Origin of the sequence: Fulvimonas sp. R45, from assembly GCF_030504985.1 — a bacterium.
Taxonomy (GTDB): Bacteria; Pseudomonadota; Gammaproteobacteria; order Xanthomonadales; family Rhodanobacteraceae; genus Rhodanobacter_A.
Genome location: NZ_JASERU010000020.1, coordinates 46,005 through 57,542 on the forward strand (window position 1 = coordinate 46,005; position 11,538 = coordinate 57,542).

The following is an 11,538-nucleotide window of genomic DNA, read 5'->3' on the forward strand; positions in this document are numbered from 1 at the left end:
CGTTGCCTTGTCCTGGCCGCCCGGCGGGAGTGCGTGGCGCAGCGCCTGCCTGGCTGGCAGAGCCTGCCCCTGCGAAGACAGGGGCCAAGCCGCGCGCTGCCGCATGGCAGCCAGGGCAAGGCAACCCTTCGGGCCGGGTCTGTTGGCCCGCATCCCTGCGTCATCGCTCCGTCGTGGACGGACGTCCACGCCTTCGCTCTTCCTTGGCCTGCGCGCAAACAGCTCCCGGCGCGGGCCACGGGGAGATCTTGAACAGGCTTTGAGTCCTCCGGGACCATGACCTCTGGCCTATGACGAACGACCTGCCCGGGCGCAGGCTGGACGGATCGATCCTTGGGGGAGGGCGTGCCGATGGGGTTCCGTATGGGCGGACGCGGTTGGGTGGGGCTCGCGATGCTGGCCTGCAGCGTCGCGTGGTCGCAGCAGGCCAGGGCACAGGACGCGCCGACGGCCGGCGCGCCGGCCGCGGCATCTTCCACGACCGCGGCACCGATCCCGTTCGCGCCGGCGCACCAGACCATCGTCACCACGCCCAGCGCACCGGGCGCCTGGGGCGGGCAGCGCACCGGCAGCGAGGCCACGCTGTCCGACCGGGTGGTCAGCTACGCCATCGACGCCAGCCTGGACGCGGCGAAGCACCAGGTCGCCGGCAAGGAGCACATGACCTGGCGCAACCGCAGCGACCGGCCGGTCGGCCACGTCTACTTCCACCTGTACCTCAACGCCTTCGCCAACGAGGGCAGCACCTGGTTCACCGAGCGCAAGGTGCTCACCGCGCACGGCCGCTCGCGCGGCAACGCGCGGCTGAAGAAGGGCCAGTGGGGCTGGATCCGCCTGCAGCAGGTGCGGCAGGACGGTACGGCGCTGAAGTGGAGCTTCGTGCAGCCCGACGGTGGTCCGAAGACCGACGAGACCGTGGTACGCGTCGACCTGGCCCAGCCGGTGCCCGCCGGCGGTACGCTGGCGCTGGACATCGACTTCCTCAGCCAGTTGCCGCGCGTGGTCGAGCGCACCGGCTGGTGGGGCGACTTCAACCTGGTCGGGCAGTGGTTCCCGAAGATCGGCGTGCTGGAACTGCCCGGCGAGCGCGGCGCCACCGCCGTGCGCTGGAACGTGCACGAATTCCACTTCAACAGCGAGTTCTACGCCGACTTCGGCAGCTACGATGTGCACATCACCGCGCCCAGCGACTACACCGTGGGCGCGGTGGGCCAGCAGCAGGGCGCGCCGGTGACGAAGGACGGCCGCACCACCTACCACTTCACCCAGGCCGACGTGCACGACTTCGCCTGGGTCGCCGCCAGGGGCTACAAGACCCTGGACGGCAGCTGGACCGGCCCGGGCAGCCCGAGCGTGGCGGTGCGCGTGATCTACCCGCCCGAGTACGAGGGCAGCGCCGCGCCCACGCTGAAGTCCACCCGCGCCGCGCTGAGCTATTTCTCCGACACGCTGGGGCCGTACCCGTACCACACCGTCACCGCGGTGGTGCCGCCGTACAACGCGCAGGAAGCGGGCGGCATGGAGTACCCGACCTTCTTCACATCCGAGGGCTACACGAAGGTCGAGCCGGGCACGATCAGCCAGTACGGCAGCGACTTCGTCAACATCCACGAATTCGGCCATGGCTATTTCTACGGCATCCTCGCCTCGAACGAGTTCGAGGAGCCGATGCTCGACGAGGGCATGAACGAGTACTGGGACGACCGCATGCTGCGCGACACGCATGATGACATCGCCCTGGCCACGCCGTTCATGAAATGGCTGGGTATCGTGCCGACCGCGAACGCCTACCAGGTGGAACGCCTCGGCGCGACCCTGAAGCAGCCGGCCGACCCGTTGGCGCAGAACAGCTGGGACCGTCTCTCCAGCAGCAGCTACGGCACCGTCTACACGCGCACCGCCACCGCCATGCACGACCTGGAGGCGCGCCTGGGCACGGCCACGATGGAAAAGGCCATGCGGCTGTACTACCAGCGCTGGCGCTTCCGCCATCCCTCGGTGGCCGACCTGCGCCAGGCGCTGGTCGACGGTTCGGGCGATGCGAAGGACGTCGACGAGATCTTCGCCCAGTTCGTTTACGGCACCCACCATATCGACGATCGCGTGGCCGACATCGACACCCACCAGGTGCTGCCGCAGGCGGGCGTGACGTGGAAGGACGGCACGCCGGCGGAAGTCGATGCCGCGGCGCTGGACAAGCAGGTCGAGCAGCGGCAGGCGGACTGGAGGAAGGCGCACCCTCAAGCCAAGCCAGGCACCGGCGGCGCCTTCCCCTGGCACAGCACGGTGACCGTGCTGCGCGACGGCGCCCGCGTGCCCGAGACGCTGCGCGTGAGCTTCGCCGACGGCAGCCACGAGGACGTGCGCTGGGACGACGACCGCCGCTGGGCACGCTTCGAGTTCGAGAAGCCCAGCAAGGCGGTGTCGGCCGAGCTGGACCCGCAGCGCCGGCTCTATCTCGACGCGGACAAGCTCAACGACAGCCTGACCACCAAGCCCAGTGGCGCCGCCTCGCGACGCTGGACCGCCGACGTGGCCGCCATGCTGCAGGCCTTCTACTCGATGCTGGTGACCCTGTGATGATGGCCTACACCACTTCCCGTCGCGTGGGCCCGGGCGCCCTTGGTTCCGCCATGCTGGCCGCCGTGCAGTGGCGGCTGCTGCTGCTGTGGCTGGTATTCATGCTGCTGCCGGCCACGGTGGTGGCATTGCCGCTGTGGCGCACGCTGGGTGGCCTGCTCGACCATTCCGTGCATGCCGGCGAATGGGCACGGCATTTCGACATGCTGATGTTCGGCGACGCGATGATGGCGCTGGGCCGGCACGCCGAGTGGTTCGGTGCCACCGCCTTGCTGGGCGTGCTGCTGACGCTGCTGATGTCGCCGTTCCTGGACGGCATGATGGTGGCCGGCGGACGCGCCGGGCGCGCGCTGGGCTTCGGCGCGCTGCTGCAGGGCGGCTGGGTCGAGTACGGCCGCATGTTCCGGGTGATGCTGTGGTCGCTGCTGCCCTACGCCGTGGTGGCGGTGGTGGCCGGCGCTGGCGCGCATGTGGCGGACCGCCACGCCGAACGGGCGGTGCTGGAGTCACAGGCGGACGCCTGGGCGCACGGCGCGCGCTGGGTGCTGCTGGTGGTGTTCGTGCTGGCGCAGGCGGTCGTGGAATCGACGCGTGCCGCGTTCATCGCCGATCCCGAGTTGCGCTCGGCCACGCGCGCGCTGGGGCGCGGCCTGCTGCAACTGCTGCGGCGCCCGCTGGGTACGCTGCTGTTCTACCTGGTGGTGAGCGCGGTGGGTCTGCTCGTCGCCGGTGCGCTGGGCATCGCGCGCATCCATACCACGGCGGCGGACGGCGGCTTCCTGCCGGCCCTGCTGCTGGGCCAGCTGATCGTGCTGGCGATCGGCTGGATGCGGCTGGCGCGGCTGCTGGCGCTGGCGGCCGTGGCGCGCGCGTGGGCGGCAGGGCGCCGGCGCAGGCCGGGTCTGGCCGGCGCGCGCTGACGGCGCATCGGGGCCGTTGCGCGTCGTGCCTCAGCCGTAGGCGCGACGCGGCTCCGCGTGGGGCGGGTAGTAGGCGAACACGTGGGTGTCGCTGCCGTAGAAGTCCATGTCCTCGATGTGCTCGCCGCCGAGGCGCCCGGCCACCCGGTCGGAGGCGTCGTTGCCCACGCGCACCAGGCTGATCACGCGCGGCGCGTGCAGGCGACGCCAGGCGAAGTCCAGCACCGCGTTGCCGGCCTCGGTAGCGTAGCCGTGATGGCGGTATTCCGGCTTGAGCATCCAGCCCAGCTCCAGGTCGGGCCAGCCCTCGGGGTGGAACAGGCCGGCGCGGCCGATGAAGGCACCGCCGTCCTTCAGCTCCAGTGCCCACATGCCGTAGCCGCGCAGCTGCCAGTGGCCGATCAGCATGGCCAGCGAGCGCCAGGCGTTGATGCGGTCCAGCGGCAGGCCGTCGCCGATCCAGCGCGTGCTTTCCGGGTCGGACAGCATCGCGGCGTAGTCGTCGAAATGGCGTTCGGTGAGGGCGGTGAGGCGCAGGCGCGCGGTTTCGATGTTGGGAACGTCGATCATGTCGGTTCGGCAAGCGGGCGGCGGCCATCGAGCAAGGCGGCCAGCGCGCGGGTGGTGGTCGCCAGGCTCTCGGCCCAGGGCAGACCGACGATTCTCTCACCGGAGACCGCGTCGTCAAAATCCTCGGCCTGGCCGGGCGGCAGCAGGTGGCGGTAGTCCACGGTGATTTCGGTGTCGGCGGGCAGGTCGTCCAGCGCGAACACGAAGCCCAGGTGCCACAGGCCGGTGGGCCGGAAGCTGTGGTTGATGTAGCACTCGTCGGGCCAGTCGGGCGACAGCGTGTAGTGGTCCTCGAACCAGCGCGCGGCCGCGTGCATCTGGGCAGCCAAGGCCGGGTCGGCGGCGATCTCGGCGTGGCGCCAGGTGCGGTCGATGGCGTCGGGGGCGGTAATGATGCGGCCGGCGGGCACGGCCTCGCCGAGGAACAGGCCCTGGCCGGCGCCCCGGATGGCGGAAGGGGCGATGCGGTAACGCGGAAGGATCATGCGGGCAGGCGGCGAAGGCGGTACTACCCAGTGTAGCGCAGCCGGCGCCCCTCCCTGGCGCGCCGGCTGCTCCATCCTGGAACCGAATCCCTGTCCGGCGCCTTGTCCCCGGCGCCGGCGTTCCCTTGCGTGACGTCCCTGTGGCGACTTCCGTTGTCGACCGGGGAGTACTTTGCCGCAAGGGCCGGGCCGCTGCCGCCGGCGCCGGCGGTTTCCATACGTACGCGTTTGGCCAGCTGGCGTGTCAGGGAAACCTCACACGTGCGGCGGGGCTCCGGAGGCCGGCTGCTACACTGTGGGCTTTGCCAGCCTGCATGGAGCCCTCCTGATGGATACCGCCCGCCTTTCCAGCTTCGTCGGCCAGCTGTGGGACGACGAGATCGTGCCGCAACTGGTCGAATACATCCGCATCCCCAACAAGTCGCCGATGTTCGACAAGGACTGGCAGGCGCACGGCTACATGGACCAGGCAGTGAAGCTGATGTCGGGCTGGGCGCGGTCCAAGCTGGCCGCGCTGCCGGGCGCCACGCTGGAGGTGGTGCAGCTGGAGGGCCGTACCCCGCTGATCTACATCGAGGTGCCGGGGCAGGGCGACGATACCGTGGTGCTGTACGGCCACCTGGACAAGCAGCCGGAGATGACCGGCTGGGCCGAGGGCCTGGGCCCGTGGACGCCGGTGATCAAGGGCGACAAGCTGTACGGCCGCGGTGGCGCCGACGACGGCTACGCCATCTTCGGCTCGCTGGCGGCCCTGCTGGCGCTGCACGAGCAGGGCATTCCGCATGCGCGCTGCGTGGTGCTGATCGAGGCCTGCGAGGAATCCGGCAGCTATGACCTGCCGTTCTATGTGGACCACCTGGCCGCGCGCATCGGCAATCCCTCGCTGGTGGTGTGCCTGGACTCGGGCTGCGGCAACTACGACCAGCTGTGGCTCACCACCAGCCTGCGCGGCATGACCGGCGGCGAGCTGACCGTGGAGGTGCTCGACGAGGGCGTGCATTCGGGCGACGCCTCCGGCGTGGTGCCATCCAGCTTCCGCATCCTGCGCCAGCTGCTGGAGCGGCTGGAGGACGCCAACACCGGCCGTATCAAGCCGCAGGAACTGTACGTGGAGATCCCCGCCGAGCGCGTGGAGCAGGCGAAGAAGTCGGCCGAGGTGCTGGGCACTGCGGTGTACGACAAGTTCCCCTTCGTCGAGGGCATGCGGCCGGTCACCGACGACCTGGCCGAACTGGTGCTCAACCGCACCTGGCGCCCGCAGCTGGCGGTGACCGGGGCCGACGGCCTGCCGCCGCTGGAAAGCGCGGGCAACGTGTTGCGCCCGAAGACCTCGGTGAAGCTCAGCCTGCGCGTGCCGCCCACGCTGTCGGGCGCCAGGGCCGGCCAGTTCGTCAAGGAACTGCTGGAGAAGGATCCGCCCTACGGCGCCAAAGTGCGCTTCAAGCTGGAGAAGGACGGCAGCGGCTGGAACGCGCCGCAGCTTTCGCCGTGGCTGGCGCAGACCGTGGCGGAGGCGTCCGAGCACCATTTCGGCGCCCCGGCCGCGTACATGGGCGAGGGCGGCTCGATCCCGTTCATGGGCATGCTGGGCGAGAAGTTCCCGCAGGCGCAGTTCCTGATCACCGGCGTGCTGGGTCCGCATTCCAACGCGCACGGCCCCAACGAGTTCCTGCACATCCCCACCGGCAAGAAGGTGAGCATGGTGGTGGCCGAAGTGGTGGCGAAGCACTACGCGCAGGGCGCCGAGGGCTGACCCGCTTCTTCTCCCTCTCCCCTCCGGGGAGGGTCGGGGTGAGGGGCCAACCTCGCGGATTGCTTGAAAGAAACGAGGGGCGCTCGGTTGAACGTTTTCGCGAGCACCCGCCCCTCACCTCCATCCTCTCCCCGGAGGGGAGAGGAAGCGAAGGCAAGGAGCGCTTTGTTTGGATGGAAGCGGCGAGCACCCGCCCCTCACCTCCATCCTCTCCCCGCAGGGGAGAGGAGGCGAATGCAAAGAGCCACACTCATGGACCACTCCCATCTCGCCGCCAACTGGGCCGACATCCGCCGCCGCGTGGACGAGGCCTGTCGCGCCGCCGGGCGCGATCCGTCCGAGGTCGCCATCCTGCCGGTGAGCAAGACCTTCGGCCCCGAGGTGGTGCGCGAGGCGGTGGCGCTGGGCCTGCATCGCTTCGGCGAGAACAAGGTGCAGGAGATCCGCGACAAGTCCGGCCTGCTGGCCGACTGCGGCATAGCCTGGGTGATGATCGGCCACCTGCAGACCAACAAGGCCAGGGACGTGGCGCGGCTGGCCAGCGAGGTACAGTCGCTGGACCGCCCGGAACTGGCCGAGGCGCTGCACCGTCGTTTGACGATGGAAGGTCGCGCCATCGACGTGCTGGTGCAGGTGAAGACCTCGCGCGAGGAGAGCAAGTACGGCCTGCCGCCCGCCGCGTTGCCGGCCTTCCTGGACAGCCTGCGGCAATACGACACGCTGCGCGTGCGCGGCCTGATGACCCTGGCCATCCACACCGACGACCCGGCCGAGGTGCGCGCCTGTTTCCGCCAATTGCGCGAACTGCGCGACGCCGCCATCGACCGCGGCCACGACATCCCGCGCCTGTCGATGGGCATGAGCGGCGACTTCCCGCTGGCGATCGCCGAGGGCGCCACCGAGGTGCGCATCGGCACCGCGATCTTCGGCCGCAGGCCGTACCCGGATGCGTATTACTGGCCCGAAGGCGGCACGCCCGCACCGTGATTAGTGCACGACGAGGTTCAATTAACCTCATCCGAACAAGTTGACGGATTCCCTTTGCTAAGTTCACGGCTTCGTCACGGTCGTCAGCCATGCGGGCGGCCTGAAGTCCGGACCACTTTGGGAACCGCCGCATGCCCATCCACCGACTGACCGCCATTGCCGCGCTGGCCCTGGGCCTCCTGGCCGCTCCCGCCTTCGCCGCCGACGCACCCCAGGTTTCCGGTGCCGTGGCCGCCCGGGTCGCCGCTCCGCTGATGGACGGTCTGTCGATCATCAACCCGGTTTCGCGGCTGGCCCTGTCCACGCTGCCCAGCGGCCCGGTCACCCCGGCCGAACCGGCGGCCGATTCGCAGGCGCTGGAACTGCGCAAGACGCTGATCGACCTGGCCATGCGGCTGCGCAACAGCCGCTACGTGCGCGGCGGCCACAGCCCCACGACCGGCTTCGACTGCAGCGGCTTCGTGCGCTACGTGTTCGCCCACGCGCTGGGGCTGGAGCTGCCCACCAATTCCGCGGCGCAGTTCCGCGTGGGCCACAAAGTGAAGCGCGACGAGATGAAACCGGGCGACCTGGTGTTCTTCCGCACCGCCGGCCGGCACGGCCGCGGGCGCGTGTCGCACGTGGGCATCTACCTCAGCGACGGCCGCTTCATCCATTCGCCGCGCCACGGCGAGACGGTACGCGTGGACAGCCTGCAGGAAGCCTACTGGGCCAAGCGCTTCGCCGGCGCCAAGCGCCCGGACGCGATGGCCGAGATCGACCTCGCCGCCAACCAGGGCTGAGACGCCGACGATTCCGGTACGAAGGCCGCCTGCGGGCGGCCTTCGCGCTTCCGGGCCGTCCTGCGGCGCCGCCCCGGCGCGGCGGTCTTGTGCGATGCTCCCGGCGGCCGCATGACGTGGGACACGCGCACCGCCCCTGGCCCCACCGAACCGGAATCCCCGCATGCCGTCCAACCTGCCGCCCGTCACCCGCAACCTGCTGATCGCGAACATCGTGGTGTTCGCGCTGCAATGGCTGCTGCACGATTCGACGACCTTGGCGCTGAGCCGCGAGTTCGCGCTGTGGCCGCTGGGGCCCGACGTGACCGGAGCGGTGGCCGGCGGCCAGGTCATCACGGTCGGCTTCCGCTTCTGGCAGGTGGTGACCTACGCCTTCATGCACGGCGGGGTGACGCACATCCTGTTCAACATGTTCGCGCTGTACATGTTCGGCGGCACCATCGAGCGCACCTTCGGCACGCGTCACTTCATCGTCTACTACTTCGCCTGCGCCATCGTGGCGGCGGTGGCGCAACTGCTGGTGGTGAAGTACTTCACGCACGGCTTCTATCCCACCATCGGCGCTTCCGGCGCGATCTTCGGCCTGCTGCTGGCCTTCGGAATGCTGTATCCGCAGGAGAAGGTGATGCTGATCTTCCTGCCGGTGCCGATGCCGGCGTGGCTGTTCGTGATCGGCTACGCGGCGGTGGAGCTGGTGCTGGGCGTCACCGGCACCGCGGCCGGCGTGGCGCATTTCGCGCACCTGGGCGGTATGCTGGGTGGCCTGCTGCTGATCCAGTACTGGCGCGGCACGTTCCCGATCAAGCCGAAGCGCCGGCTGATGCGCTGATTCCACAGGGGTAGACATGAGCCAAGACCTGCAGCGCCGCCTCACGCCGCGCCACATCACCTTCATGGCGCTGGGCATGTGCATCGGCGCCGGGCTGTTCCTCGGTTCGGCCAGCACGATCAAGCTGGCCGGCCCGTCGGTGCTGTTCGCCTACGTGTTCGGCGGCGCGATGATCTTCATCATCATGCGCGCGCTGGGCGAGATGGCCGCGCACGAGCCCGTGGCCGGCTCCTTCGGCGCCTACGCGCACAAGTACCTGGGGCCGTTCGCCGGCTATCTCACCAGCTGGAACTACTGGATCCTGATGATGGGCGTGGGCATCGCCGAGAGCACGGCGGTGGGCATCTACATGAAGGCCTGGCTCCCCGACGTGCCGCAGTGGATCTGGGCCTTCGCCAGCGTGGGCATGATCGGCGCGCTCAACCTGCTGGCGGTGAAGGTGTACGGCGAGCTGGAGTTCTGGTTCTCGCTGGTCAAGGTGCTGACCGTGGTGCTGATGATACTCGGCGGCTTCGCGATGATCTGGCTGGGCTGGGGCAACCACGGCACGCCGGTGGGGCTGTCCAACCTGTGGATGCACGGCGGCTGGTTCCCGCACGGCGTCACCGGCATGGTGCTGGCGCTGCCGGTGCTGGTGTTCTCCTTCGGCGGCATCGAGACCATCGGCATGGCGGCGGCGGAAGCCGCACAGCCGGAGCGCACCATCCCGCGCGCGGTGAACTCGGTGATCTGGCGCATCCTGATCTTCTACATCGGCTCGTTGTTCGTGATCATGGCGATCTACCCGTGGAACGCGCTGGACGCCAACAGCAGCCCGTTCGTCACCACCTTCGCGCGGCTGGGCATTCCCAGCGCGGCAGGGCTGATCAACTTCGTGGTGATCACCGCGGCGCTGTCCAGCTTCAACTCCACCACCTTCAGCGGCAGCCGCATGCTGCACAGCCTGGCCACCAAGGGCCAGGCGCCGGCGGCGATGGGCCGGACCAGCGCGCACGGCGTGCCGGTGCGCGGCGTGCTGGTGACCATGGCCTTCCTGCTGTTCGGGGTGGTGATGAACTACCTGGTGCCGGGGCGCATCTTCGGCATGATGATGTCCATCCTCGCCTTCAACACGGTGTGGACCTGGGGCATGGTGCTGGTGGCGCACTGGAGCTTCCGCCGCCGGCAGGCGCAGCCGCTGGGCTTCCGCCTGCGCGCGTGGCCGCTGTCCAGCGTGCTGTGCCTGGCTTTCCTCGGCTTCGTGTGGGTGATGCTGGGCTACAGCCCCGATACCCGCGTGGCGATCTACGTGGGCGTGGCGTGGCTGGCGCTGCTCACCGTGGCCTATTACGCCTTCGGCATCGAGCGGCGCATGCGGCAGGCCGCGGCCGGTTGAATTTCGATCCATCGCAGGAGTACCGCCATGAAATCCCGTGCCGCCGTCGCCTTCGCCCCCGGCAAGCCGCTGGAGATCGTCGAGATCGACGTGGCCCCGCCGGAGAAGGGCGAGGTGCTGGTGAAGATCAGCCACACCGGTGTCTGCCATACGGATGCGTTCACGCTGTCCGGCGACGGCCCGGAAGGCCTGTTCCCCTGCGTGCTCGGCCACGAGGGCGCGGGCGTGGTGGTCGAGGTGGGCGAGGGCGTCACTTCGGTGCAGCCGGGTGACCACGTGATCCCGCTGTACACCGCCGAGTGCGGCGAGTGCCTGTTCTGCAGGAGCGGCAAGACCAACCTGTGCGTGGCCGTGCGCGCCACCCAGGGCAAAGGCGTGATGCCGGACGGCACCACGCGCTTCTCCTACAACGGCCAGCCGATCTACCACTACATGGGCTGCTCCACCTTCAGCGAGTACACCGTCGTCGCGGAAGTGTCGCTGGCGAAGATCAACCCGCAGGCCGACCACGAGCAGGTCTGCCTGCTGGGCTGCGGCGTCACCACCGGCATCGGCGCGGTGCACAACACCGCCAGGGTGCAGCCGGGCGACAGCGTGGCGGTGTTCGGCCTCGGCGGCATCGGCCTGGCGGTGGTGCAGGGCGCGCGCCAGGCGAAGGCCGGCCGCATCATCGCGGTCGACACCAACCCGGCCAAGTTCGAGCTGGCGCGCTCGATGGGCGCCACCGACTGCGTCAACCCGAAGGACCACGACCAGCCGGTCCAGCAGGTGATCGTGGCGATGACCGGCTGGGGCGTGGACCACAGCTTCGAGTGCATCGGCAATGTCGACGTGATGCGCGCGGCGCTGGAATGCGCGCACCGCGGCTGGGGCCAGAGCGTGATCATCGGCGTGGCCGGTGCGGGCCAGGAAATCTCCACCCGGCCGTTCCAGCTGGTCACCGGTCGCAAGTGGATGGGCACCGCATTCGGCGGCGTGAAGGGCCGCAGCCAGCTGCCCGGCATGGTCGAGGAGGCGATGAGGGGCGAGATCGAGCTGGCGCCCTTCGTCACCCACACCATGGGCCTGGAGCGGATCAACGAGGCCTTCGAGCTGATGCACGAAGGCAAGTCCATCCGTTCAGTGATCCACTACTGACATGCAAGCCCCTCTCCCGTCGTGTTTAGCCCGGACACATGGTGGACAGGTGTTCGGGGACATGGTGGACACATCCAGACTTTGCATCGGTCAGTTCGGAGGAGGCGGCCGATGCCTTGG

Annotated in this window: 10 protein-coding genes; 8 read left to right on the forward strand and 2 right to left on the reverse strand. The window is 69.4% G+C overall.

Annotation, left to right across the window (positions count from 1 at the left end):
- Window positions 1-363 precede the first annotated feature (363 nt).
- Window positions 364-2,580: a M1 family metallopeptidase gene (locus tag QMK61_RS15195; RefSeq protein ID WP_345783639.1), complete on the forward strand. Its 2,217-nt coding sequence runs from the start codon at window positions 364-366 to the stop codon at window positions 2,578-2,580.
- On the forward strand, window positions 2,580-3,500 hold the full coding sequence (locus QMK61_RS15200) for a hypothetical protein (RefSeq protein ID WP_302073075.1): 921 nt from the start codon (window positions 2,580-2,582) through the stop codon (window positions 3,498-3,500). The genes QMK61_RS15195 and QMK61_RS15200 overlap by 1 nt, the downstream gene beginning before the upstream one ends.
- 30 nt (window positions 3,501-3,530) lie before the next feature.
- On the opposite strand, the gene QMK61_RS15205 is transcribed toward QMK61_RS15200, so the two are convergent.
- Window positions 3,531-4,070 carry a GNAT family N-acetyltransferase gene (locus QMK61_RS15205; RefSeq protein ID WP_302073076.1) on the reverse strand — a complete coding sequence of 180 codons (540 nt, stop codon included), beginning with the start codon at window positions 4,068-4,070 and terminating at the stop codon, window positions 3,531-3,533.
- Entirely contained in the window at window positions 4,067-4,555 is a 489-nt protein-coding gene (locus QMK61_RS15210; protein ID WP_302073077.1) for an SET domain-containing protein, read from the reverse strand. The genes QMK61_RS15205 and QMK61_RS15210 overlap by 4 nt, the downstream gene beginning before the upstream one ends.
- A gap of 328 nt (window positions 4,556-4,883) precedes the next feature.
- Between QMK61_RS15210 and QMK61_RS15215 the strand changes: the two genes are divergently transcribed.
- The 6 genes from QMK61_RS15215 to QMK61_RS15240 all read left to right on the forward strand — a co-directional run bounded on the left by QMK61_RS15215 (window position 4,884) and on the right by QMK61_RS15240 (window position 11,418).
- Window positions 4,884-6,308, forward strand: coding sequence for a M20 family metallopeptidase (locus QMK61_RS15215; protein WP_302073078.1), 1,425 nt, complete (start codon window positions 4,884-4,886; stop codon window positions 6,306-6,308).
- A gap of 252 nt (window positions 6,309-6,560) precedes the next feature.
- Window positions 6,561-7,295, forward strand: coding sequence for a YggS family pyridoxal phosphate-dependent enzyme (locus QMK61_RS15220; RefSeq protein WP_302073079.1), 735 nt, complete (start codon window positions 6,561-6,563; stop codon window positions 7,293-7,295).
- Window positions 7,296-7,426: 131 nt separating this feature from the next.
- Window positions 7,427-8,077, forward strand: coding sequence for a C40 family peptidase (locus QMK61_RS15225; protein ID WP_302073080.1), 651 nt, complete (start codon window positions 7,427-7,429; stop codon window positions 8,075-8,077).
- A gap of 163 nt (window positions 8,078-8,240) precedes the next feature.
- The gene (locus QMK61_RS15230; RefSeq protein WP_302073081.1) at window positions 8,241-8,906 is read left to right on the forward strand and encodes a rhomboid family intramembrane serine protease; all 666 of its coding nucleotides are present in this window, start codon (window positions 8,241-8,243) and stop codon (window positions 8,904-8,906) included.
- 16 nt (window positions 8,907-8,922) lie between these two features.
- Entirely contained in the window at window positions 8,923-10,281 is a 1,359-nt protein-coding gene (locus QMK61_RS15235) for an amino acid permease (protein ID WP_302073082.1), read from the forward strand.
- A gap of 27 nt (window positions 10,282-10,308) precedes the next feature.
- A complete protein-coding gene (locus QMK61_RS15240; protein ID WP_302073083.1) occupies window positions 10,309-11,418 on the forward strand; it encodes an S-(hydroxymethyl)glutathione dehydrogenase/class III alcohol dehydrogenase in 1,110 nt (369 codons plus the stop codon).
- The last annotated feature ends 120 nt before the right edge of the window (window positions 11,419-11,538 follow it).